At 72.0% G+C, this 22417-nt stretch carries 27 protein-coding genes; 14 read left to right on the top strand and 13 right to left on the bottom strand.

Features of this window, described 5'->3' with window-relative positions; translation table 11 throughout:
• Nucleotides 1-21: 21 nt before the first annotated feature.
• Both ABD268_RS02635 and cysC read right to left on the bottom strand, forming a co-directional pair.
• The gene (locus ABD268_RS02635; RefSeq protein ID WP_344147138.1) at nucleotides 22-1041 is read right to left on the bottom strand and encodes a sulfite exporter TauE/SafE family protein; all 1020 of its coding nucleotides are present in this window, start codon (nucleotides 1039-1041) and stop codon (nucleotides 22-24) included.
• Nucleotides 1042-1057: 16 nt separating this feature from the next.
• Nucleotides 1058-2923, bottom strand: a complete 1866-nt coding sequence (gene cysC, locus ABD268_RS02630) for an adenylyl-sulfate kinase (RefSeq protein ID WP_344147136.1) — start codon at nucleotides 2921-2923, stop codon at nucleotides 1058-1060.
• 41 nt (nucleotides 2924-2964) lie between these two features.
• Between cysC and ABD268_RS02625 the strand changes: the two genes are divergently transcribed.
• From ABD268_RS02625 to ABD268_RS02605, 5 genes are all read left to right on the top strand, one after another.
• Complete coding sequence (locus ABD268_RS02625; RefSeq protein WP_344147133.1) at nucleotides 2965-3924, top strand: asparaginase; 960 nt, start codon at nucleotides 2965-2967, stop codon at nucleotides 3922-3924.
• Between the two features lie 27 nt (nucleotides 3925-3951).
• Nucleotides 3952-4194: a hypothetical protein gene (locus tag ABD268_RS02620; protein ID WP_344147130.1), complete on the top strand. Its 243-nt coding sequence runs from the start codon at nucleotides 3952-3954 to the stop codon at nucleotides 4192-4194.
• Nucleotides 4195-4327: 133 nt separating this feature from the next.
• Nucleotides 4328-4732 carry a helix-turn-helix domain-containing protein gene (locus ABD268_RS02615; protein WP_344147127.1) on the top strand — a complete coding sequence of 135 codons (405 nt, stop codon included), beginning with the start codon at nucleotides 4328-4330 and terminating at the stop codon, nucleotides 4730-4732.
• A gap of 50 nt (nucleotides 4733-4782) precedes the next feature.
• Nucleotides 4783-5445, top strand: a complete 663-nt coding sequence (locus ABD268_RS02610) for a hypothetical protein (protein WP_344147125.1) — start codon at nucleotides 4783-4785, stop codon at nucleotides 5443-5445.
• A 259-nt stretch (nucleotides 5446-5704) separates the two neighbouring features.
• The gene (locus tag ABD268_RS02605; protein WP_344147947.1) at nucleotides 5705-5998 is read left to right on the top strand and encodes a DUF2516 family protein; all 294 of its coding nucleotides are present in this window, start codon (nucleotides 5705-5707) and stop codon (nucleotides 5996-5998) included.
• On the opposite strand, the gene ABD268_RS02600 is transcribed toward ABD268_RS02605, so the two are convergent.
• Nucleotides 5928-7376, bottom strand: a complete 1449-nt coding sequence (locus ABD268_RS02600) for a tyrosine-protein kinase domain-containing protein (protein WP_344147122.1) — start codon at nucleotides 7374-7376, stop codon at nucleotides 5928-5930. The genes ABD268_RS02605 and ABD268_RS02600 overlap by 71 nt on opposite strands.
• A 143-nt stretch (nucleotides 7377-7519) precedes the next feature.
• On the opposite strand from ABD268_RS02600, the gene ABD268_RS02595 reads away from it, so the two are divergent.
• A complete protein-coding gene (locus ABD268_RS02595) occupies nucleotides 7520-7882 on the top strand; it encodes a phosphomannose isomerase type II C-terminal cupin domain (protein WP_344147119.1) in 363 nt (120 codons plus the stop codon).
• Between the two features lie 19 nt (nucleotides 7883-7901).
• Here the strand turns inward: ABD268_RS02595 and rfbB are convergent, their stop codons facing one another.
• Nucleotides 7902-8900 (bottom strand): dTDP-glucose 4,6-dehydratase, encoded by a 999-nt coding sequence (gene rfbB / locus ABD268_RS02590; RefSeq protein ID WP_344147116.1) that lies wholly within the window; start codon nucleotides 8898-8900, stop codon nucleotides 7902-7904.
• A 63-nt stretch (nucleotides 8901-8963) separates the two neighbouring features.
• Here rfbB and rfbA point away from each other — a divergent pair, with 63 nt between their 5' ends.
• Complete coding sequence (rfbA, locus tag ABD268_RS02585) at nucleotides 8964-9854, top strand: glucose-1-phosphate thymidylyltransferase RfbA (RefSeq protein ID WP_344147113.1); 891 nt, start codon at nucleotides 8964-8966, stop codon at nucleotides 9852-9854.
• 4 nt (nucleotides 9855-9858) lie between these two features.
• Here the strand turns inward: rfbA and ABD268_RS02580 are convergent, their stop codons facing one another.
• On the bottom strand, nucleotides 9859-11316 hold the full coding sequence (locus ABD268_RS02580; protein ID WP_344147110.1) for a sugar transferase: 1458 nt from the start codon (nucleotides 11314-11316) through the stop codon (nucleotides 9859-9861).
• A 601-nt stretch (nucleotides 11317-11917) separates the two neighbouring features.
• Here ABD268_RS02580 and ABD268_RS02575 point away from each other — a divergent pair.
• Nucleotides 11918-12145: a hypothetical protein gene (locus tag ABD268_RS02575; protein ID WP_344147107.1), complete on the top strand. Its 228-nt coding sequence runs from the start codon at nucleotides 11918-11920 to the stop codon at nucleotides 12143-12145.
• Nucleotides 12146-12307: 162 nt separating this feature from the next.
• Nucleotides 12308-12580, top strand: coding sequence for a hypothetical protein (locus ABD268_RS02570; RefSeq protein WP_344147104.1), 273 nt, complete (start codon nucleotides 12308-12310; stop codon nucleotides 12578-12580).
• 2 nt (nucleotides 12581-12582) lie between these two features.
• Here ABD268_RS02570 and ABD268_RS02565 read toward each other — a convergent pair whose 3' ends face one another.
• The 7 genes from ABD268_RS02565 to ABD268_RS02535 form a co-directional block, all read right to left on the bottom strand.
• Nucleotides 12583-13305 carry a hypothetical protein gene (locus ABD268_RS02565; protein ID WP_344147101.1) on the bottom strand — a complete coding sequence of 241 codons (723 nt, stop codon included), beginning with the start codon at nucleotides 13303-13305 and terminating at the stop codon, nucleotides 12583-12585.
• A 167-nt stretch (nucleotides 13306-13472) separates the two neighbouring features.
• Complete coding sequence (locus ABD268_RS02560) at nucleotides 13473-13709, bottom strand: hypothetical protein (RefSeq protein ID WP_344147098.1); 237 nt, start codon at nucleotides 13707-13709, stop codon at nucleotides 13473-13475.
• Between the two features lie 61 nt (nucleotides 13710-13770).
• Nucleotides 13771-14598 carry a sigma-70 family RNA polymerase sigma factor gene (locus ABD268_RS02555; protein ID WP_344147095.1) on the bottom strand — a complete coding sequence of 276 codons (828 nt, stop codon included), beginning with the start codon at nucleotides 14596-14598 and terminating at the stop codon, nucleotides 13771-13773.
• 111 nt (nucleotides 14599-14709) lie between these two features.
• The gene (locus ABD268_RS02550; protein WP_344147092.1) at nucleotides 14710-15228 is read right to left on the bottom strand and encodes a hypothetical protein; all 519 of its coding nucleotides are present in this window, start codon (nucleotides 15226-15228) and stop codon (nucleotides 14710-14712) included.
• 136 nt (nucleotides 15229-15364) lie between these two features.
• Nucleotides 15365-15688 carry a hypothetical protein gene (locus ABD268_RS02545; RefSeq protein WP_344147089.1) on the bottom strand — a complete coding sequence of 108 codons (324 nt, stop codon included), beginning with the start codon at nucleotides 15686-15688 and terminating at the stop codon, nucleotides 15365-15367.
• The gene (locus tag ABD268_RS02540) at nucleotides 15685-16716 is read right to left on the bottom strand and encodes an SDR family oxidoreductase (protein ID WP_344147086.1); all 1032 of its coding nucleotides are present in this window, start codon (nucleotides 16714-16716) and stop codon (nucleotides 15685-15687) included. Before ABD268_RS02540 ends, ABD268_RS02545 begins: the two co-directional genes overlap by 4 nt.
• A gap of 42 nt (nucleotides 16717-16758) precedes the next feature.
• Nucleotides 16759-18540 carry a glycoside hydrolase family 15 protein gene (locus tag ABD268_RS02535; RefSeq protein ID WP_344147083.1) on the bottom strand — a complete coding sequence of 594 codons (1782 nt, stop codon included), beginning with the start codon at nucleotides 18538-18540 and terminating at the stop codon, nucleotides 16759-16761.
• A 133-nt stretch (nucleotides 18541-18673) separates the two neighbouring features.
• Here ABD268_RS02535 and ABD268_RS02530 point away from each other — a divergent pair, with 133 nt between their 5' ends.
• The 4 genes from ABD268_RS02530 to ABD268_RS02515 are packed head-to-tail and all read left to right on the top strand — an operon-like array spanning nucleotide 18674 to nucleotide 20868.
• Nucleotides 18674-19135, top strand: a complete 462-nt coding sequence (locus ABD268_RS02530; protein ID WP_344147080.1) for a MarR family winged helix-turn-helix transcriptional regulator — start codon at nucleotides 18674-18676, stop codon at nucleotides 19133-19135.
• 36 nt (nucleotides 19136-19171) lie between these two features.
• A complete protein-coding gene (locus ABD268_RS02525; RefSeq protein ID WP_344147077.1) occupies nucleotides 19172-19876 on the top strand; it encodes a GAF and ANTAR domain-containing protein in 705 nt (234 codons plus the stop codon).
• Nucleotides 19877-19936: 60 nt separating this feature from the next.
• On the top strand, nucleotides 19937-20383 hold the full coding sequence (locus ABD268_RS02520) for an ArsR/SmtB family transcription factor (RefSeq protein ID WP_344147074.1): 447 nt from the start codon (nucleotides 19937-19939) through the stop codon (nucleotides 20381-20383).
• A complete protein-coding gene (locus tag ABD268_RS02515; RefSeq protein WP_344147071.1) occupies nucleotides 20380-20868 on the top strand; it encodes an SRPBCC family protein in 489 nt (162 codons plus the stop codon). The genes ABD268_RS02520 and ABD268_RS02515 overlap by 4 nt, the downstream gene beginning before the upstream one ends.
• Nucleotides 20869-20871: 3 nt before the next feature.
• Here ABD268_RS02515 and ABD268_RS02510 read toward each other — a convergent pair whose 3' ends face one another.
• On the bottom strand, nucleotides 20872-21042 hold the full coding sequence (locus tag ABD268_RS02510) for a hypothetical protein (protein ID WP_344147068.1): 171 nt from the start codon (nucleotides 21040-21042) through the stop codon (nucleotides 20872-20874).
• 258 nt (nucleotides 21043-21300) lie between these two features.
• Between ABD268_RS02510 and ABD268_RS02505 the strand changes: the two genes are divergently transcribed.
• Entirely contained in the window at nucleotides 21301-22401 is a 1101-nt protein-coding gene (locus ABD268_RS02505) for a zinc-binding dehydrogenase (RefSeq protein ID WP_344147066.1), read from the top strand.
• The last annotated feature ends 16 nt before the right edge of the window (nucleotides 22402-22417 follow it).

Raw genomic sequence — 22417 nt, 5'->3', positions numbered from 1 at the left:
GCTTCCCCCGAATGACCCGGGTCACTCCCCGGAGGGTTGCGCCCGGGACTCGGCGCGGCGCTTCCAGCCCGGGTTCTCCAGCTCGGCCACGGTCGGGGCGCCCATGAAGGGCAGGCCCTGCTCCTTGCGCAGGAACCCCCAGATCACGGGCACGACGACGACCATGGCCAGCCCGATCACGGCGATCAGGACCGGGTGGGTCTCGTCCTCGCCGGCGCCCAGTGGAGCCCAGCCGGCCTTGTCGAGCAGCGCCACTCCGGACATGGTCAGCACCACCACGATGCCCCGGCGGATGAACGACTGCGGGACCTTCGGCGCGATCTTGGCGCCGAGGATCGTCCCCGGGGTCGAGCCCAGCACCAGCGGGATCAGGATCGCCCAGTCGAGCCCGTTGATCACGATGTTGGAGATCGCCGCGGCCAGCACCAGCGGCACCGCCTGGACCAGGTCGGTCCCGACCAGCTTCACCGCCGAGAGGCCGGGGTAGAGCATCAGCAGGGCGATCATGATGACCGAGCCCGAGCCGACGCTGGTGACGCCGACGAGCAGGCCGCCCAATGCGCCGACCAGCAGCGTGGCGACCGGGCGAATCGGGGGGTTCGGGTCGGCCTCGCCGACGCCGCTGCGCACCCGGCGCAGGTTGATGTAGAGCCGCAGGGCGTAGGTCGCGGCCGCGAACAGCAGCGCGAAGCCGATGCACTCCTTCAGCAGCGTGTCCAGCGAGTCGGGCTCCCCTCCGGCGGCCGCGTGGATCAGCCACGGGCCCAGCAGCGCCAACGGCACCGACCCGATGATCAGCCACTTCGCCAGCGAGATGTTCGGGGAGCCCTCCCGGGCGTGCGTGACGGCGCCGCCGGTCTTGTAGATCGCCGCGGCCGTCAGGTCCGCGGTCACCACGGTCGCGGCATCACCCACGCCGAGGAAGATCAGGGCCGGGGTCATCAGGGCGCCGCCGCCCATCCCGGTGAGACCGACCACGATCCCGACGATGAAACCCGCCGCCAGGATCGAGAAGAAGGTGGTCGTGATCAGATCAGCCATAGCGGGTGACCTTACTCTATCCAAGTAGTGCAGTTAAAACGGCGCGCAGCCGCTCCTGGAGCAGCCGGGCGCTCGCCTCCGCGGCCACGGAGCCCCGGCCGTAGGGGTCGGAGGCGTCGAGGGCCGGGTCGGCGGTGCCGCGGCGCTCGCCGAGCTTGGCGAGCAGGGCGCGCCCGGTCAGCCCGTCCGCGGAGCTCCGGGCGGCCTCGACGAACTGGCCGAGCGTGAACACCTTGCGGAAGGCGCTCGGGTGGTCCTCGAGGATGAAGCTGCGGTGCGCGCCCTCGGCGGTGAGGACCAGGTCGGCCTGCTCGACCATCTCGCCGGTGAGCGGGCGGCTGAGGAACCCGTCGGCGGAGACGCCCAAAGGTGCGAGGGTCGCCGCCATGGTCGGGTCCATCGCGCGGTCACGGAAGCCGTGGGTGCCGGCGCTGGAGAACTCGATCTTCGTCAGGTCGCCGACCAGGTGGCGGGAGGCCAGCTCCATCCACGGCGAGCGGCAGATGTTGGCGGTGCAGACGAAGAGGACGCGGAGGGTCTCGACGGGGCCGACCACCGAAGATGTGGTCTCATCCCTCGCTGGCGCTCGCTGCTCGACCGCCGGGGATCCGGTTCCCGTGGTCTCGACAGGCTCGACCACCGAACGGTCAAAAGGGGCGGTGGTGGGCTCCTCGCCGGTCAGGTCGAGGTAGCCCTCGTCGCGGAGCGCCACCAGCACGTCGTCGAGGGCGTCCTCGATGCTCCGCCCGGTGGTGTCCACGCGCACGTCGGCGTCCTTGGGCTCCTCGTAAGGGGAGGAGATGCCGGTGAACTCGGGGATCTCGCCGCGGCGGGCCTTGGCGTAGAGCCCCTTGCGGTCGCGGCGCTCGCACTCCTCGAGCGGGGTGGCGACGTGGACCAGGAAGAACGCGCCGCCGGCCTCATCGACCATGGCTCGCACCTGCTGGCGGGTCTCGTCGAACGGGGCGATCGGGCTGCAGACCGCGACCCCGCCGTGCCGGGAGATCTCCGCTGCCACCCACCCGATCCGGCGGATGTTGGTCTCCCGGTCCTCCTTGGAGAAGGTCAGGCCCGCCGAGAGGTGACGGCGTACGACGTCACCGTCCAGCGTGGTGACTGTGCGCTCGCCGTGCTCGAGCAGTCGGTCCATCAGCGCGCGGGCCAGCGTGGACTTGCCGCTGCCGGAGAGGCCGGTGAAGAACAGCACCAGGCCCTGGCGGTCGGCCGGCGGCTGGTCGAAGTCGACGATCTCGGCGATGTCGTCGGGGTGGTCGCCGCCCTCGGCCGCCGGGAGGCCGAGGACCGGGTTGGGGCCGGCGTAGTTGGCCGCCACCTGGAGGCCGAGGGCGTGGTCGGTCTCGGCGTCGCCGTGCGCGGCGAGCGGGACGGCGACCACCGCGGCGTCCGGCAGGTGTCCGGCCGCCGCCAGCGTGGCCCGGAGCAGGGCGACGGGGGAGAGGTCGGGGGTGCCGTGGCCGACCAGCGCCAGCAGGACCAAGGGACCGGCCCCGCGCAGCTCGTCCAGTTGGGCGTGGGTCAGGGCGTCGGTCACCGGGACGAAGGTGCGACCGGCGTACGTCTCCCGGGACTGGGCCGGGGTCAGGTAGTGGCTGCGGAACGGCCCGAACTGGGCGTGGGTGAGCGGCTCGACCTCTCCGCCGGGCACCGAGACCACGGCGAGGGGGAGGCCTTCGGGGTCGACCAGCTCCACCGCGCCGGCGGCGGCCGCCTGCTCGGCGAGGGAGGCGGGCAGGTCGAGCGTGATCGGGCTGCCGGGCTGGTTGAACGACGTGATCGGCGCCAGGGCGCCGGTGGTGAGCAGCTCGAGGTCGTCCAGCTCGCGGGGGGTCGGGCAGTGCTGGGGGACAGGCGGGTTCGGCACGGGCGCCATCCTCTCACCCGGCGCTGGTTAGTCTGCGGGCCATGTCTTCTCCTGTGGTCGTGGCCGAGATCGTGCGTTCCGGGTTCGTGGAGGGCCATCACTACGGCTCGGTCGTCGCCCTCGACCGGGACGGCAACCCCGAGTGGGCGGTCGGTGCGACCGAGACGCCGGTGCTGCCGCGCTCGTGCAACAAGCCGATCCAGGCGCTGGCGATGGTCCGGCTGGGGCTCGACCTGCCGTCCGAGCTGCTTGCCCTGGCCTGCGCGTCGCACTCGGGTGAGGACTTCCACGTCGCCGGTGCCCGGCAGATCCTGGTCTCGGTCGGGCTCGACGAGTCTGCGCTGCAGACGCCGGCCGACTACCCGCTCGACGACGCGACCCGGGACGAGCTGATCCGGGCCGGGGGCGAGCGGTCGCCGATCCTGATGAACTGCTCCGGCAAGCACGCCGCGATGCTCGCCACCTGCGTGGTCAACGGCTGGGACATCGCCGACTACCGCGACCCGGGCCACCCGCTGCAGAAGGCGATCGCGGACACTTTCGCCGAGCTGACCGGCGAGCCGGTCGAGGTGGTGGCGGTCGACGGCTGCGGCGCGCCGCTGCTGTCCACGTCGCTGGTCGGCCTGGCGCGGGCCTTCCGGACCCTCGCCGTCGCCGAGTCCGGGCCCGAGCGCCGGGTCGCAGACGCGATCCGGCAGCACCCTGCGTTCGTCTCCGGCTCCCAGCGCGACGAGCGGGCGCTGCTGACCGCGGTCCCCGGCGCCATCGGCAAGGCGGGTGCGGAGTCCTGCTACGCCGTGGCGCTGCCGGACGGGCGCGCGTTCGCGCTGAAGACCGACGACGGCGCCGCGCGGGTCCGCCCGGTGCTGATGGCCGAGGCACTGCGGCGCAGCGGGGTGCTCGAGGAGCCCGGAGTCGACGCCAAGGCGGTGCGGCGCACCGGGGTGGTGGAGCTGCTCGGCGGGGGGGCGCCCGTGGGTGAGATCCGCGCCTGCTTCTGATGCACGGATCCTGAGGAACGGGACCTGATGCTCGCCGGAATGGCGCTCGTCCTGCTGGTGGTTGCTGCCGCATTGGCCGGCTGGGTGGGCCGTCCCGGTGTGGTGGCACTCGCGCTGGCCTCCGTGCTGTGGCTCCTGGTCAACCAGCCGGTCGAGGGGGTGACCTTGATCAGGTTCTCATCGACGCACGGGTTGAACAGTGCTGATCTCGCCGGGTTGGCGGGTCTGGTGATGGCAGTGGTGCTGTGGAGGCAGAATCCCGGCGAGTAGTCGGCTGCTTGCTGCTGCCAGCACAGGCTTCGGTCGCGAAAGTCCTTGTTTTGTCGGGACTTTCGGCCTCGGTGTGAGGTGCTTCACCACTGGGGTGTTTGCATTTGCTAACTCTTGCTAGCACTCTGGAGGCATGGCCAAGGGAAAGGTCGGCAAGACCGTCGAGTCACTCGGTGACTACCTGAGGGAGCAGCGCCTCGCGGCGAGGCTGTCCCTCCGGCAGCTCGCCGAGCAGGCCGGCGTGTCCAACCCCTACCTCAGTCAGATCGAGCGTGGTCTGCGCAAGCCCTCGGCCGACGTGCTGCAGCAGATCGCCAAGGCGCTGCGGATCTCCGCGGAGCAGCTCTACATCCGCGCCGGGATCATCAGTCCCGAGGACGGCGTCGGCGGCTCGGTCGAGCTGGCGGTGCTCAACGACACCGGCCTCACCGAGCGGCAGAAGCAGTCGCTGCTGGACGTCTACGCCTCGTTCCTGGCGCTCAATGCCGCCAGGCCCGTGAGCGACATCAGTCCGCCGGACAGCACTCCGGACAGCTGAACCATCAGGTTCGGCGCCCGGCCGGACCCACCACCACGAAGGAGCAGGACATGGCGAAGACCAAGTTCGACATCAAGACCGAGGCGACCCGCCCGCTGTACGCCGGCGTGGGCGTCACCGACCTCGCCGTGGAGCTCGTCCGCGGCTACGTGACCGGCGTCCAGACCCGCGTTGCGGACGTCCAGAAGAACGTCACCGAGCGTGACCTGCAGCCGCAGGCGCTGCGCGAGCAGGCCGTCACCGTCGTGAGCGACCGCGTCCAGGCGCTCTCCAAGGACGCCAAGGCCCGTCGTGAGGCCATCGAGGCCCGCGTGGCCGAGCTCCAGGCCGAGGCCAAGGAACTCCCCGCCAAGGTGCAGGCCCTGGTGAACGAGAACGTCGCCACCGTGACCAGCGCCTACGGCGACCTCGCCAAGCGCGGCGAGACCCTGGTCGGCCGGATCCGCCACCAGGAGTCGACCCAGGCCACGAAGACCGCCGCCAAGGGCGCGGCCACCAAGGCGAAGACCACCAAGACGCAGGCCGCCAAGACGACCAAGTCGACGGCGAAGACGACCTCCGCGGGCGCGAAGTCCACGGCGAAGAAGGCGACCAGCACTGCCAAGAAGTCGCCGGCCAAGCCGAGCGCGAAGGCAACCGCCACCGCCGCCAAGTCCACCGCGTCGAACGCCGCCACGGCCACCACCGAGGCTGCCGAGAAGGTCGGCGACTGAAGAGCAGAACCTGATGAAGAGCAGCTGACGCTGTTCTGAATGCAGCGAGGCCCCCGGAGCGATGCTCCGGGGGCTTTGCTGTGCTTGCGGTTTCAGACAGACCCGCGTTGGTTACCGGTCGGCTCTCGTCTCGCGGGCCGTGGACTGGGTCGTCGAGTCGGCGCAGTTCCCGACTCGTCGCCCAGGGGCTCCTCGCGCAAACTGCGCCGACTCGACTCCTTGGTGCGGGGTTGCGGCTGGCGCTTAGGCTGGTGCGGTGATGAACGTGTTCGAGATCGAGGGTCTCTTCTCGCTGGTCGTGGAGGTGATCCTCCTCGGCGTGAAGATCTACGCGTTCGTCAGCTGCCTGAGGTACACCGCCGAGGCCTACTCGGCGGCGAACAAGCTGACGAAACCGGCGTGGGGGATCATCCTGGGGCTCGGTCTGGTGATCCAGGTGGTGATGGCGGGGTCCTCGCCGATCAACCTGATCAACCTGGCGTTCACGATCGCCGCTTTTGTCTACCTCGCCGATGTGCGTCCGGCCCTCGCTTCGCTGACCCGTCGTCGTTGACCGTCGGGTCCTGCCCCTTGTAGCTGTAGCCGTACGAGTAGCCGTACCCGTATCCGTAGGACTTGCCGGTCCGGCGCGCGGGGGCCAGGTTGACCACGACACCGATGGGCTTGGCGTCCACGGCCTCGATGCGCTCGACCGCGTGCCGCAGCTGGTCGCGGGTCGTCTTGCCGTGGCGAACCACCAGCAGCGCACCGTCGGCCTGGGCCGCCAGCAGGGCCGCGTCGGTCACGGGCAGCAGGGGTGGGGCGTCGAGGATGACGATGTCGTACTGCTCGCGGAGCTCGCCGAGCAGCTTCTCCATGGCGTGGGACTGGAGCAGCTCGGACGGGTTCGGCGGGATCGGGCCGCAGGCGAGCACGTCGAGACCGGTTTCGTCATAAGGCTGCAGCGCGTCCCGGAGGGCCACCTTGCCGATCAGCACGCTGGTGGTGCCGACGCCGTCATCCAGCCCGAGGCGCTTGGCGATGAGCGGGCGCCGCAGGTCGCACTCGACCAGCGCCACGCGCTGCTTGGCCAGCGCCAGGGTGATGGCGAGGTTGACCGCGGTGGTCGACTTCCCCTCCCCGGGCAGTGAGCTGGAGACCACGAAGACGCGCTGGTCCTGGTCGACCTCGACGTACTGCATGTTGGTGCGTAGCACGCGGAACGCCTCGGCCCACGGCGTGACGTCGCTGAGCACCTCGGCCGGGGACCGCTTGACCGCCGAGGTGTCGGCGCCGATGTGGCCCAGGATTGGGGTCGGGGTCACCTCCGCGACGTCCTCGGCCGACGAGACGGAGGTGTCGAGGAGTTCGCGCAGCACCGCCATGCCAACACCGAGCAACAGGCCGAGCACCAGGGCGAGACCGAGGTTGCGCACCGGTTGCGGGCTGACAGGCACGTCGGGGACCTGGGCATTGTCGACGATCGAGGCCTTGACCAGCGGCTGGTTCTTGTTGGCCGGCGTCTCGAGGTTGCCGACGAGGTTCTTGAGCTTCTCGGCGTAGGCCTGCGCGATGTCGCGGGCCAGGATCGGATCGGCGTCGGTCGCCGTGATCTGGAGGATGACGGTGTCGGGGTCGACGGTTGCTGTGACCTCGTCGCGTAGGTCGTCCGGGTCGATCGATCCGCCGAGATCGTCGGCCACCTTCTCGGCCAGCGGCCGGTCCTTCACCAGCGAGGCGTAGGAGGTGATCCGCTGAGTGGCGAACAGGTTGCCCTGGTAGGCCTGCGCCGAGTCGGACGGACTCGTGGAGACGAAGATGCGCGTCGAGGAGGAGTACAGCGGTGTCGTCTGCCAGGTGAGTACCGAGGCTACGGCCAACGTGGCGGCCAGACAGAGGACGATGACCTTCCAGCGTCGCCGAATCGTGCGCCAGTAGTCCTTGAGTTCCACGTGTGTCCCGTCTCGTCGCGATTCCGCCCCCATGCGCGGCGCGTGCCGCGCCACTCTATCGGCTGAAGCCCCTACCGCCGATTGGGGAGCCGGATGCCGGAGACACCGGTCGCGAGAGGCGCCGCGCTACCTTGGGCGGCGTCATGACAGAGAACTTCGAGGTCCGGCCCTGGGGCACCTGGCAGCTGCTCGACTCCGGCGAGGGCTGGAAGGTCAAGCGGATCGAGGTCCGGCCGGGGCATCGCCTGTCCTACCAGACCCACGAGTTCCGGGCTGAGCACTGGGTTGTCGTCTCCGGTACGGCCACGTGCACGATCGACGGACGCACCATCGTGGCCGGCGCGGGTGAGTTCGTGGCGGTCGCGGTCGGGGCCGCCCACCGGATCGCCAACTCCCACGACGAGGAGCTCGTGATCATCGAGGTCCAGCGGGGCAGCTACACCGGCGAGGACGACATCGTCCGCCTCGACGACGACTACGGCCGCAACGAGATGCTGCGGCCGTAGCGCGACCAGCGCGCCGAGCTCACTTCCCGACCGCGGCGTACTTCGCCTCGGTCTGCTCCTTGGCCGGCCGCCACCAGTCCTCGTGCTGCTGGTACCACGCGATCGTGGCGGCCAGGCCGGCCTCGAAGTCGTCGTACATCGGCTGCCAGCCCAGCTCGGTGCGGAGCTTGGTCGAGTCGATCGCGTAGCGCAGGTCGTGGCCGGCGCGGTCGGTGACGTGGTCGAAGTCGTCCTCCGGGCGCCCGAAGTGGCGCAGGATCATCCGCACCACGTCCAGGTTGTTCCGCTCGCCGTCCGCGCCGATCAGGTAGGTCTCGCCGATCCGGCCGCGCTCGAGGACGGTGCGCACCGCCGAGGAGTGGTCCTCGGTGTGGATCCAGTCCCGCACGTTCAGGCCGGCGCCGTAGAGCTTGGGCCGGCCGCCGTCGATCACGTTCGTGATCTGGCGGGGGATGAACTTCTCGACGTGCTGCCAGGGCCCGTAGTTGTTCGAACAGTTCGAGATCGTCGCCTGCACCCCGAAGCTGCGCACCCAGGCGCGCACCAGGTGGTCCGAGCCGGCCTTGGAGGCGGAGTAGGGGCTGCTGGGCTGGTACGGCGTGGCCTCGGTGAAGCGCGCCGGGTCGTCGAGCTCGAGGTCGCCGTAGACCTCGTCGGTCGAGACGTGGTGCAGCCGGACACCGGCCTTGCGGACCGCCTCCAGGATCGTGAAGGTGCCAACCAGGTTGGTCTGCACGAACGGCGCCGGGTCGTTGAGCGAGTTGTCGTTGTGGGACTCGGCGGCGAAGTGCACGACGATGTCGTGGTCGGCCACCAGCGGCTCGACCACGGCGGCGTCGGCGACGTCGCCCACCACCAGGCGCACCCGGTCGGCGGGGAGCTCCTCCAGCGCCGCCGGGCTGGCGGCGTACGTCATCTTGTCGAGCACCGTCACCCGCGCGTCGGTGCGCACGACGAGGTGGTGCACGAAGTTCGAGCCGATGAAGCCGGCGCCGCCGGTGACGAGAATGCGATCCACGTCCAGCAGTGTAGGAGGGCGCGGTGCTGCCGCCCGGGCCCGCCGTCTGTCAGGATCACCGGCATGCGCGGGATCATCCTGGCCGGTGGCACCGGCTCGAGGCTCCATCCGATCACCCGGGGGATCAGCAAGCAGCTGGTGCCGATCTACGACAAGCCGATGATCTACTACCCGCTGTCCACGCTGATGCTGGCTGGCATCCGGGACATCCTGGTCATCACCACCCCGCACGAGCAGGAGCAGTTCGTGCGGCTGCTGGGGGACGGGTCGCAGTTCGGCATCTCGCTGACCTACGCCGCGCAGCCGAAGCCCGAGGGGCTCGCCCAGGCCTTCCTGATCGGCGAGGAGCACATCGGGGACGACAAGGTGGGGCTGATCCTCGGCGACAACATCTTCTACGGCGGCGGGCTGGGCATCACGCTGCGCCGCTTCACCCAGGTGGAGGGCGCCGCGGTCTTCGGCTACCGCGTGGCCGACCCCACGGCGTACGGCGTGGTGGAGTTCGACGAGTCGGGCACGGCGCTCTCGCTGGAGGAGAAGCCCGAGCACCCGAAGAGCAGCTACGCGGTGCCCGGCATCTACTTCTACGGCAACGACGTCGTGGAGCGGGCCAAGCAGCTGAAGCCGTCGGCCCGCGGCGAGCTCGAGATCACCGACCTGAACCGGACCTACCTCGTCGAGGGCCGGCTCCAGGTCGAGGTGCTGCAGCGCGGCGCCGCCTGGCTCGACACCGGCACCTTCGACGACATGAACGACGCGAGCAACTTCGTGCGCACCATCGAGACCCGGCAGGACATGAAGATCGGCGCGCCCGAGGAGGTGGCCTGGCGGCTGGGGTTCATCACCGACTCCCAGCTCGTCGAGCAGGCCGAGGCGCTCGAGAAGAGCGGGTACGGCGACTACCTGCTGGGGCTGCTGAAGGACCGGGGAGCGCCCAAGCCGGGGCTGACCTGAGGCGTCAGTAGGCGCCGCGGGAGCCGAAGACGGCGCTGAACGTCCGGGCGAGGATCGCCAGGTCCTGCAGCATCGACCAGTTGTCGACGTAGTAGAGGTCCAGGCGGATCGCCTCCGACCAGGACAGGTCGGAGCGCCCGGAGACCTGCCACAGGCCGGTCATGCCGGGGCGGACCCGGAGGCGACGGTGGGCATCGAGGTCGTACGTCGCGACCTCGCGGGGGAGCGGCGGCCGAGGGCCGACCAGGCTCATGTCGCCGAGGAAGACGTTGATCAGCTGCGGGAGCTCGTCGAGGGAGAAGCGTCGTAGCCACTTGCCGGCCTTGGTGACGCGCGGGTCGTCCTTCATCTTGAACAGGCCGGCCTCATAGCCCTGCTCGGCGTGGAGTCGGGCCAGCAGATCCTCGGCGTCGGTGACCATGGTCCGGAACTTGAAGCAGTCGAACTCTCGCCCGTCGCGGCCGATCCGGACCTGCCGGAAGAGGATGGGCCCGCCGTCGTCCTTCTTGATCAGCACGCTGATCACGAGGAGCAGGGGCGCGAAGAGCAGCAGCAGGGAGAGCGAGCCGGCGACGTCGAAGAGGCGCTTGCCCCAGCGGGAGGCGTCGGTCGAGGTCGGCGGGTCGATGTGCATCAGCGGCAGGCCGCCGACGGGACGGACCCGGATCCGCTCGCCGGAGACGTCGGTGACGCTCGGGGCCACCACGACCTGGACGTCCTGGTGCTCGAGGTCCCAGACGGCCCTGCGCATCTGGGTGCCGGAGCCGAGGGAGCCGCCGGCGAAGAAGATGACGTCGACGCCGGCGTGCTTGGCGATGGAGGTGGCCTCGTCGGTGTTCCCGAGCACCGGGATCCCGGTGCTGGTCTCCTCGCTGAGGTCGCGCACGGGGGTGAGCGCACCGACGACGTGGTAACCGAGCCAGGGCTCGCGCCTGAGCACGGTGGCGACCTCGTCCACGTGCGCCGACGTGCCCGCGATCAGCACCCGCTGGCGCAGCGCCCCGTGCCGGCGGGCGCTGTGGAGCGCCCGGCGCACCACGAATCGGCCGAGGAGCAGGGCGGGGACACCGACGACGAAGGCGAGGAGGAAGAAGCCGCGCGACAGCGAGAAGCGGGCGAGGTAGCAGCCGACGCCCACGAGGCCGGCGGCCACGAGGCTGGCGTTGGCGACTCGCTTGTACTCCTCGGTGCCGGCGCCGAAGACGTTGCGTCGGTAGCCGCCGGCGACGGCGATGGCGAGGACCCAGCCCAGCAGCATGAACGGGGCCGCGAGGCCCAGGGTGTCGACCACTTCCGCGGAGTTGTCGAAGATGCCGAGCCGCTCGCGACCGAGGGCGGCGACGGCGCCGACCCCGACGATGATCGTCAGGTCCACGGTCAGCGCGGTGACCGGCAGCGCCCGCAGCGCCCGACTGGGCGAGACGGTGCTGAGGAGGTCCCTGTCAGCCGAGAGGAGAGTCATCCTTGGTCCAGACGTGGTGCCCGCGCGGGCGTGGGTGAACGGTGGGGGATACGCGGCATGAGGGCCATCGCGAAACCATCCTGTCCCACAAGTCACCCCCCGTGACCTCGATCGACGATTGTTAACAGAGTCAACAACGACGACACCCATTAGTTACACGAGAACCGTGTGCTAGTGCCAATCGGCCGCCCACGAAGTGGGACCATCTGCCGGTCCTCGCAGCTGAGCGGGGCGGCGCCGTGACCAATTCTTTACTCCGGCGTGGACCGCGCGAGCACGAATCGTGTCCCTGGAGCGGTGAGACTCGGCACATGGTCTGGGTGTGGATCGTGCTCGCGATCGTCGCCTGGTGGCTGCTGTCCCTGCCGCTGGCGGTCGCGGTGGGTCGCGCGTTCCGGGCGCAGGCGATGGAAGAAACGGCGACAAGGTGAAGAAATCGGCGTACCCCTGTTCACCGGGCGTTCATCGGCCCTAGGTTCTGCTTCACGCTTCGGGGGCAATCGAGGGCGCGGGTTCGAGACCACGGACCGCCCGTGACGGTCGATCCCCGGCCTCTCGGGAAGTTCGTCGCGCCACGCCGCTACCCCGAAGGACCCCACCTGTGCCGGACCCCCGCCGGATCCTCACCGTCCACTCGCCCGTCCCGCCGCAGGTGCTCGACCACCTGCTGAGCGCCGTCGAGGGCGCGCTGCGTCGCGCCGGCGCCGGGCGGGTGTGGATCGACTGCCACTACGCGCCCGACCTGGTGGTGATGGCGGAGCTCGCGGCGACCGAGCCCGCCGGGGCGGCAGGGTCCGATGTGACCGCCGTCATCCCTCAGCCTCGCTGATTCCGTCCCCGATATCTGGTATCGCCGGAGGTCGGGATATCCTGCCGCGGCCGTTCTCTGAACGTGGGAACTGGCTCCCCCTTTTGGTGGGTGACCCCGCGGGCTCGTCGTCGTTGATGAGTCTGTAGGTCACCCGCCGCTCTCAACCGGAAGGCGAGCTTCGTGCCCATCATCCGCAAGATCCTCACCGTGCACTCCCCGATCGGGCCCAGCGTCGTCGACGAGCTGCTCACCTCCATCGAGGGGGCGCTGCACCGCGTCGGCGCGACCCGGGTGTGGATCGACCCGCAGTCCACCCACGACCTCACCGTGATGGCGGAGCTGCCGGAGAGCAGCGAGCTCCCCAAGGGCGCCGCGCTCCTCGACGCGGACGTCCCGGACCCGCGCAGCATCGACGACGAGGCGCTGCGCGACTCCGACGCCGCCCTGGCCTGACGTCAGTCAGTCGACCGTCCGCGGTCCGGTGACACCAGAGCCGCGAGCCCGGACAGCAGCACCAGCGCGCCGCTGACGACCTCGTCGATGGCGGTGGCGTCGATGACGTGGTCGGCGAGCAGCCCGCGCAGCAACAGGCCCACCCCGCTCAGCACGATGAGCACCGCGGCGGTCAGGTGCCGCCCGGGCTGGCCCATCAGGATCCGCAGCCCCGACAGGCCGGCCACGATCGCGAAGCCCAGCGACCACAGCGCGTTGGTCTGCGGGGTGTCCCCGATCGGGTAGACCTCCCACTGCGCGACCAGCAGGAACGCCGCCACGAGCAGTACGACGAGCGCGCCGGCCTGGGCGAGCGGCGGCCGCGGCGCCTCGTGGCTGCGCCGGATGAGCTCCTCGCGCCGCTCGTCGAGCGCGCGGGAGGTACGCCGGACCCGCGGGTCGTCAACGGTCTCGCCGGGCGCCACGCCCTCGTGCACGTCACCGTGCACGACCTGCTCGACCTCCCGGCCGGGGGACTGGCGGTGCACGTCGTACATCGCGCCGCCGCGGACCCCCAGCGCCGCGCCGGCGAGCAGCACCACGATCCCCACGATCGCCCACGGCCAGGACTCCAGCGCGACCCCGAGGCCGAGCAGCGCGGCGCCCAGCAGGGCCAGCCCGAGCCCGGACCAGACCCGCCGGGGCCGGACCAGGTGGTCGGAGTCGGGGTTCCGGGTGTCGGTCATGTCGTCTCCTTCGGGTCGAGGCGCGCGCAAGGGCAACGTCCGGTCAGGGGTCCTGACCTTCGTGCCCGCGCCCCGGCCGATGTATGCGCCGGCGCAACCATCTGCTCGTCAGGGACCGGCGGGACGCGGCCGGGGGCCACGCGTCAGGTCACCGGACACCGGCGTGCTCAGGGTCGTCGTCGCCGGAACGCCTGCCGACGCAGGTCCCTGATCACCTGCTCGAGGAGCTCGGTGGCGTCCTCGGCGTGCCGGCGTACCTTCTCCGGCAGCCAGCTCAACGTGGCGGTGATCAGCCAGTGTGCTCGCGAGACCTTGACCACCGCGTCGAGCAGCTCGTCCTCGGATGGTTGGTCGCCGCCGGGACGGGGTGGGCCGCGATCGTCTCTGTGGGAATCGCCGGACATCACTTCCTCTCCGGGCTTCCCGAGCCTCCCGCTTTCCTGAGTGGTGGGGGCGCCCTCCTGGTCAAGCGGCGCCATGCTCGTCCTCGAGCCGCTCCCGGAGGCGGGCCAGGAGCCGGTTCAGCAGTCGTGAGACCTGCATCTGGGTCACCCCGATCTCGGCGCCGATCTCGGCCTGGGTGCAGTCACCGAAGAACCGCAGCTCCAGCATCCGCCGCTCCCGTGGCGTGAGATCGTCGAGGACGCCGCTGAGCGTCGCGCGCGCCTCGGCGCCGACGAACCCGGCGTCCTCCTCGCCCAGGCGCTCGGCCGGGTCGAGACCGTCGGTGGACGCGTCGAGCGAGGCCGGGGCGAAGCAGCCGTCGGCGGCGAGCGCCTCCTGCACCACCTCGACCTCGAGGCCGGTGTGCGCCGCGATGTCGCTCGGCCGGGGTGACCGACCGAGCTCGTGGTAGAGCTCGGACCGGGCGGCGGCGATCTTGGTCTGGGCCTCCTGGATCGAACGGGGCGGCCGGACCGTCCAACCGTAGTCACGGAAGTACCGGCGGATCTCGCCGCGGATGGTGGGGACCGCGTAGCTGAGGAAGTCGGCGCCCAGGCCGGGGTCGAACCCCTGGGCGGCCTTGACCAGAGCCAGGTTCGCGACCTGGACCAGGTCCTCGTCGGGGATCCCGCGCCGGCGATAGCGCTGGGCCACCTCCCGGGCGACCGCGAGGTTCAGCTCGATCACCCGGTCGAGCAGGGCCGAGCGCTCGGCGGTCGAGCCCGACCGCGCCGCTTCCTCCAGGAGCCGGCAGGTCTCGGCCCGGCGCCGGGTCCGGGCGTTCCCCGCCGGGCTCGACGGCTGTGGGGCAAGCGAGAGGGGAGCCTTCGGCGACGTGACGTCGGTCATCGATGGATCACCCCTTGGTCCTGCCAGGCCTCCTACCCCGATCGCCGCGGGCGCAAACGACGGGCCCGTTGACGCAGACGCGGAGACCCTCGGCGGCCACCTTCAGGCGCCTCAGCCCCAAGGGTCCGAGGACGGCGGGGGCGGGCCGGTGAGGTCGGGAGACAGCAGCACCATCAGCGCGGCCACCACGAGCAGCACGCCACAGGTGGCCTCGTAGGCGAGGACGGCTGAGGCGTCCCCGGTGACCAGGAAGGCGCGGTACAGGAAGCCCAGCCCGCTCACCAGGATCGCCACTCCCGCCGGCAGGTGGCGACCCGGGGCGCCGACCAGGATCCGCAGCGCGCCGGCGGTGGAGAGGATCATGAAGCCCAGCGCCCAGTTGGCGTCGGACTGGTTCTGGGCGCTCTGCCCGTAGAGGTCCCACTCGGCGTACATCACCGACAGCCCCACCAGCAGGACGAGCCACGCCCCGGCCCGGGCCATCGGCGGGTACGGCTCGGTCCGGCGGTACGACGCCAGCCGCTCCCGGTCGTGGTAGTGGAACGTGGTCGACGGGACCTCGACCGCCTTGCCGGGTGTGGCGGCCGCGTGCCGCCCTCCGTGGCCCTTGCCGATGGGTTCGCTGGTCATGACGCCGCCCTCCTGTTCCCGTGGGGTTGCGACCAGCGTGGACCGCGGGGCCCGCCCGGCAACAGGGCCATCAGTCGCGTCGTGCGGCCGGGAGTGCGCCAGGGCGCACTCTCACCCGCACGACCCGGGCGTGCGCTCAGCGGTCCCGCAGGTCGGCGACCGCGAACGCCGAGGCGGCCGCCGCGCTGACCAGCGCCAGCCGGCGGTGCCGCGGGGCGAGCCCGGCCAGGCCGAGCATCGAGAGGGCGTGGACCACGTCGACGGCGGCATCCGCCTCCGGCACCCAGGCCCGGTGCACCCAGCGCCCGCCGAGCGACTGCACGACGTACCGGGCGCCGAGGACGCGTACGACGCGGCGTACGCCGGCGCCGTCGCGCGCGCCCGTGACCCGGACCGGGAGGCCGGGCCGGGCCAGGGCGACCACGCCGAGCGCGAGGCGGGCGGCGTCCGGGCGCCTCATGCCGCCCTCCGGGCGAGCGCGACCGCGCCGGCGCCGGCGGCCACCGCGGCCGCGACGCCGAGGGTGCCGTGGTGCCGGGAGGCCCAGGCCTGGGGCGAGCGGCCGTGGGCGCGGCCGTCGAAGCGGCCGTGCGCCCCGAAGTCGCGACCCCCGGGGCCGTCGGCGGGCTCCCAGAGGTTGGCCGGCTGGTCGGCCGGCTTCGGGTCGCCGGTCTGCTGGGAGGAGAAGCCGGTGCGGGCGAGGTAGCGGTCCAGCAGCCCGGGAGCCAGCTTGTTGGCGACCAGCGTGCCGGCGGTGCTCGCGCCCACCCAGTAGGCCCGGCGGCGCGGGTGGTCGGCGGCGTGCACGACCGCCCGGGCGGCCACCTCGGGCTGGTAGATCGGCGGCACCGGCTGGGCCTGGTGCGGCAGCCGGGAGAGCACCCAGGAGAACTGCGGGGTGTTCACCGCGGGCATCTCCACGATCGTCACCCGCACGTTGCTGCCGTCGTGCAGCAGCTCGGTGCGCAGCGACTCGTGGAAGCCCTCGAGGGCGTGCTTGGCGCCGCAGTACGCCGACTGCAGCGGGATTCCCCTATGGCCCAGCGCCGAGCCGACCTGGACGACCGCACCCCGGTCGCGCGGCTGCATCCGCGCCAGCGCGGCGCGGGTGCCGTTGACGTAGCCGAGGTAGGTCACGTCGGTGACCCGCTGGTACTCCTCCGGCTCGATGTCGGTGAACCGGGCGAACACCGAGGTGAAGGCCACGTTGACCCACACGTCGATCTCGCCGAGCTCCTCCTCGACCTGCGCGGCGGCCTTCTCCACGGCCCGGTGGTCGGCCATGTCGACGCTCAGCGGCAGCGCGCGGGCGCCCGCCGCCTCGACCTCGGCCGCGACCGCGTCGAGGCTCGTGGTGCCGCGCGCCAGCAGCGCCACCGAGTCCCCGCGCTCCGCGAACTGGCGCGCCGTGGCCCGGCCGATGCCTCCGGTCGCGCCGGTCACCACGACCACGCGCTTGTGCCGGCTCTTCTTCTCCTGCGGTGTCATCTGCACCTCCTGGTCGATCGTGCGGTGGTCATCTGTCGGTGGTCATCTGTCCCGGGCCTCGAAGCCGCGGTGGGACACCCCGGCCTCGCCGAGCCGCTGCGCGGTCTCGAGGAGCAGCGCGTGCACGAAGGCCTGCGGCAGGTTCCCGCGCAGCTGGCGCTGCACCACGTCGTACTCCTCCGCGAACAGGCCGGGCGGCCCGAGCGCGCTGCGGTTCCGCTCGAACCAGCGCAGCGCCCCGGCCACGTCCCCCTGCTGCAGCGCCGCCATCGACATGTGGAAGCCGGAGAGCACGAAGGCGCCCTCCGCCGCGTGCAGCGGCCGGTCGGGGTCCTGCCGGAACCGGTAGACGTAGCCGTCGTCGGTCAGGTCGTCCACCACGGCCCGGCAAGTCAGCAGGTGCCGCGGGTCGTCGGCGGGCACGGCGCCGCGCAGGCCGGGCAGCAGCAGCGCCGTGTCCACGCCGGGGTCGCCGGGGGAGCGCTGCCAGCGGCCGTCGGGGTGCCGGCAGTCCCGGTCCACCGAGGCGACCAGGCTGTCGGCCAGCTGCTGCCAGCCGGCGGCCGTGGCGCCGGTACGACGGTCCGCGGCTGCGCGCAGCCCGGCTGCGCAGATCAGCCGGGAGTGCGCCCAGCGCCGGTCGTCCAGCTCCCAGATGCCGGCGTCCGGGTCGTGCCGGCGCTGCTCGATCGCCTCGGCCAGGGCCTCGACCGCCTTCTCGCCGGTGCCGTCGAGGCGACCGGCGCGGTCCGCGGCGGCGAGCAGCAGCAGCGCCTCGCCGAGCGCGTCGAGCTGGAACTGCGAGTTCGCCCGGTTGCCGACCCGCACCGGCGCGCCGGGGTAGCCCGGCAGCGGCAGCCGGCGCTCGTCGGGCACCGGGTCGCCGTCGACGGTGTACGCCGGCCGCAGCCGCGGCCCGTCCTCGAGCACCCGCGCGGAGACGAACCGGACCGCCGCGTCCAGCAGCTCGTGGCCGCCGACCGCCGCCGCGGCCTGGCCGGCGAAGCACTGGTCGCGGATCCACGCGTAGCGGTAGTCGTAGTTGCGGCCCTGGTCGGCCCGCTCCGGCAGCGCGGTGGTGGCCGCGGCGACCATCGCCCCGGAGGCGCCGGTGAGCCCGCGGAGCACGGCGTACGAGTGGTGGGACTCGCCGGGGGCGACCGACGCGCCCAGGTCGGGGACGGCGTAGCGCCAGGCGCGCTCGGTGCGCGCCCACGCGGCGGCGGGGTCCGGGGGCGCGTCGGGCAGCGGCTCGCGGCTGATCTCCAGGACCAGGTCGTGGCTGCCGCCCTCGGGGACGTCGAGGTCGACGGTCAGCCGGGCCTCGTCGAGCCGGGCGTGGGACGGCACCCCCGACCAGCGGTAGCGCAGGTCGCCGGTGCGGCCCTCCCACACGCCGTCCGCACCCCGGCGTACGGTCATCGACCGGGCACCGAACTCGGCCCGGCACTCCAGCCGAGCCCGGACGTGCGCGTCGCCGAGGGTCGCCTCGACCCGACGCAGCAGCACCACCCGGTCGCGCTCGCCGGGGAAGGCCAGCGCCTCGCGGCACTCGGTCACCGCGGCGGTCGCCACCCAGCGGCTGCGCCAGATCAGGGTGTCCTGGTCGTAGTGGCCGCCCCAGACGAAGCGGCGGTCGCGCGGGGTGACCGCGTAGCCGCCGCGGCCACCGAGCAGGCCGGCGAACACCGCGTCGTCGTGCCACCGGGGTGCGCACAGGAAGGCCACGTCGCCGTGGGGGCCGACCAGCGCGCCGCGCTCGCCGTCGGCGAGCAGGGCGTACTGGCGCAGGGGGACGGGGGTGCCGGGCCGGTCGCCGGTCACCGGACTGGGCAGGGGGTCACGGGATCTCCCTCCGGTCGGGTCGACCCGTGTCGTACCCGAGGCCGAACAGTTATATGCGCTAGGGCACACAGTTCTTGACGGGAGTGATCCCGCAGCCGGAAAATCTTGTCGAGTGACAACCTCCGAAGAGCTGGCTGACGAGTTCCTGGCCGCAAGCCGGGTGCTGGTCGGTCTGGCGGTGCAGTCCCTCGCGGCGTCGCCGGTCGACGTCACGCTCGTGCAGTACCGCGTCCTGGTCCTGCTCGCCGCCCACGGCGAGCTCACCATCGGCGCGATCGCCGGCGAGCTTGGCGTCAATCCCTCCAACGCCACGCGGCACTGCGACCGCCTCCAGCGACTCGGGCTGCTCGTCCGTCGTCGTTGCGACGAGGACGGTCGGGTGGTGCGGGTGGCTCTGACGTCCGCAGGGAGGGCGGTGGTCGACGCCGTCACGGACGCCCGGCGCCGCGATGTCACCCGGATCCTCGACGGGATGTCGACGACACAGTGGTCGGTGATGCTGAAGGCGCTCCGCGCGTTCAGCGAGGCCGCCCACGAACCTGCGGACCGGGAGTGGGTCACCCACGTTTGGTGACCCGTTCGTCGGGGGAAGACCGACGGGGGAGGGAACGTGGAGCACAACGACCTGGCGCGGCGGATGGCCGCCCTGGCGCGCGAGCTGCAGGAGAGTCGGGACCTGCAGGCGACGATCGAGCATGCGGTCGAGCTGGCCGACAAGAACATCGTCGACTGCGACGGTGCCGCGATCTCGCTGGTGCGCCGCGGGCGTGACATGGACACGCCGGCGGCCACCGACGAGTCGGCTGCGGCCGCCGACCGGCTGCAGGTCGAGCTCGGGCAGGGGCCGTGTCTCGACGCGATCGCCGAGCGACGGCTGGTGGCGAGCGACGACCTGGTGGACGACGCGCGGTGGCCGGCGTGGGGACCGCGGGTCGCGGCCGACACCGGGCTGCGCAGTGCGCTCTGCTTCCGGCTCTTCACCCAGGGTGCGACCGTCGGTGCCCTGAGCCTCTACTCGCGCCGGGTGCAGGGCTTCGGCGAGGTCGACCGGGAGGTCGGTGGCGTGCTGGCCGCGCACGTCGCGGTCGCGATGGCGACCGCGCAGCAGGTCGAGACCCTGGGCGTCGCCGTGGACGCCCGCACGGTGATCGGGCAGGCGCAGGGGATCCTGATGGAGCGCTACGACATCGACGCCGAGCGCGCCTTCGCGGTGCTCAAGCGGATCTCGACGACCTCCAACGTCAAGCTGCACGAGATCGCGCAGCGGCTGGTGGTGGAGCGGACGCTCCCCAAGCCTCCTCAACCAACTGGTTGACAACCTCGGGGTCCAGGTCTAGCGTCTTTCTCAACCACATGGTTGATAAAGGGGCTGTTCGTGACCGATCCGCTGTCGAGGGCCTTCGCCGCCCTCGCCGATCCCACCCGCCGCGACCTGGTCGCCCGGCTCGCCGCCGACGGCGACGCCACGGTCGGCGAGCTCGCGGCGCCGTACGACGTGAGCGTCCAGGCGGTTTCCAAGCACCTCAAGGTGCTCGAGGACGCCGGCCTGGTCAGCCGTACCCGGGACGCGCAGCGGCGGCCGGTGCACCTCGAGGCGGAGGTGTTCGACCTGATGACCGCGTGGATCGAGCGCTACCGGCGCGAGGCCGAGGAGCGGTTCGGCCGCCTCGACGAGGTGCTGGCGGCGATGGTCTCGACAAGCTCGACCACCGAAAGCTCGGGCTCGACCACCGAAGGCGCGGGCTCGACCACCGAAGGCGCGGGTTCGACCACCGAAAGCTCGGGCTCGACCACCGAGATTCGAGAGGGAGAAGCATCATGAGCCGGACGACGACCAACCAGACCCGCATCGAGGCGGACCCGGACCTGCCGGTGATCCGCATCGTCCGCGAGTTCGACGCCCCGCCGGAGCGGGTGTTCCGGGCCTGGACCGACCCGGAGCTGTTCGTGCAGTGGATCGGGCCGCGCAGCATCGACACCACGATCGAGAGGTGGGACGCACGCACCGGCGGCGAGTGGCGCTACACGGGCAGCCGCGACGACTTCTCGATGGGGTTCTGGGGCTCTTTCCACGAGGTCCGCCCCAGCGAGCGACTGGTGCAGACCTTCAGCTTCGACGGCGCCCCGGACGGGGTGAGCCTGGAGACGATGACCTTCGAGCCGCTCGAGGGAGGGCGCTGCCGGATCACCGGGGTGTCGGTCGTGGAGTCGCTCGAGATCCGCGACCGGATCCTCGCCAGCGGCATGGACGTGGGCGTGAACGAGGGGTACGAGAAGCTCGACGAGCTGCTCGCGCGCGACGCCTGAGGGCTATGCCGGCTCGACGAGCGTGACCGGGCTGCTCGCCTCGAAGCACTCCCACGCGCCGATGGCGTCGGGGTGGATGCCGCGGGCCGCGCACCACTCCTCGAACGGGGTGGACAGCACCTCCGCCGCCTCCCCTGCCTCGGCCGCACCGGTGCCGATCCACGAGACCTTCATGACCTCAGGGTCCGGACCCGTGCCCGGCTCCGGCGTGGATGCGGCGGCGGGTACCCCGAATTGGGGAGGCCCGTCCGGCGGAAGGTTCACCATGCCGGAGGGGCGAGCGGTCGGGTCCCGAGGGTCATGGGCGGCTTTCTACCCGATCCCCGGAGGGCGAAACTCAGTTGTTGCAGCATTTTTTCGCCACGACAACTTTGCTCGCAGAACTCCTCGGTGCCGACGCACGGAGCCCGGTGGCGGTGCCATGCTGCTCAGGTGCCCCCGAGCCCCGAAGACCACCCCGACCCGACCCAGCTCCCGGCCACGATGCGGGCCGCCGTGACCACCCACCACGGCGGGCTCGACGCGATCGAGCTGCGTGAGGTGCCGCTGCCCCGCCCGGGCCCGGGCGAGTTGCTGGTGCGCGTCGGCGCGGCCGGGTGCAACAACACCGACCTCTGGACCCGTGAGGGGTCCTACGGCCTGGCGGACGATCCGGACGCGAAGGCGGGCTGGCTCGGTCCGCTCGACTTCCCGCGGATCCAGGGCGGCGACGTGGCCGGCACCGTGGTGGCCGCCGGCGCTGGTGCGGGCGCCGGCGAGCTGGTCGGGGCGCGGGTGCTGGTGGACCCCGCCCTCTACGACGGGCCCGGACCCGACGCGATGGTGGCCGACGTGCTGGGCAGCGAGCGGGACGGTGGCTTCGCCGAGTACGTCGTGGTGCCGGCGGCCCGGGCGCACCGGGTGGACGGCTCGCCGCTGACGGACGTGGAGCTGGCCGCGCTGCCGATCGCCTACGGGACGGCGCTGGGGATGCTCGAGCGGGGCTCGGTCGCCGACGGCCACACCGTGCTCGTCACCGGCGCCTCGGGTGGGGTCGGGCTCGCCGCGGTCCAGCTGGCCCGCGCGCGGGGGGCCCGGGTCGTCGCCGTGTGCAGCGGCGACAAGGCGGACGCCGTACGCGCCGCGGGCGCCGACCACGTGGTGGACCGGCAGCGCGGGCGCGTGGTTGCCGACGCGGCCGCGGCCACTCCGTCGGGGTACGACGCGGTCATCGACGTGGTGGCCGGCGCGGCGGTCGGCCAGGGCCTCGGACTGCTGCGTGCCGGCGGCCGGTGGGTGGTCGCCGGCGCCCTCGACGGCTGGGCGGTGGACCTGGACGTGCGCCGCCTCTACCTCGCCAACCTCGCCCTGGTCGGGTCCACCATGCACACGCCCCGGATCTTCGACCTGCTGGTGGGCATCGCCCGCCGCGGCGACGTCCGGCCCGCCGTCGCCGCGACGTTCGGCCTCGACGAGGTGGCCGAGGCGCAGCGGCAGCTCGCCCGCCGCCTGCACGTCGGCAAGCTGGTGGTCGTGCCCGGCGCCGCCGGCTAGTTGTACGGCCCTGCGC

Origin of the sequence: Nocardioides koreensis (assembly GCF_039531775.1) — a bacterium.
GTDB lineage: Bacteria > Actinomycetota > Actinomycetes > Propionibacteriales > Nocardioidaceae > Nocardioides > Nocardioides koreensis.
The sequence above is the reverse complement of the archived record's forward strand: the minus strand, read 5'-3'. Positions and strand labels throughout refer to the sequence as shown.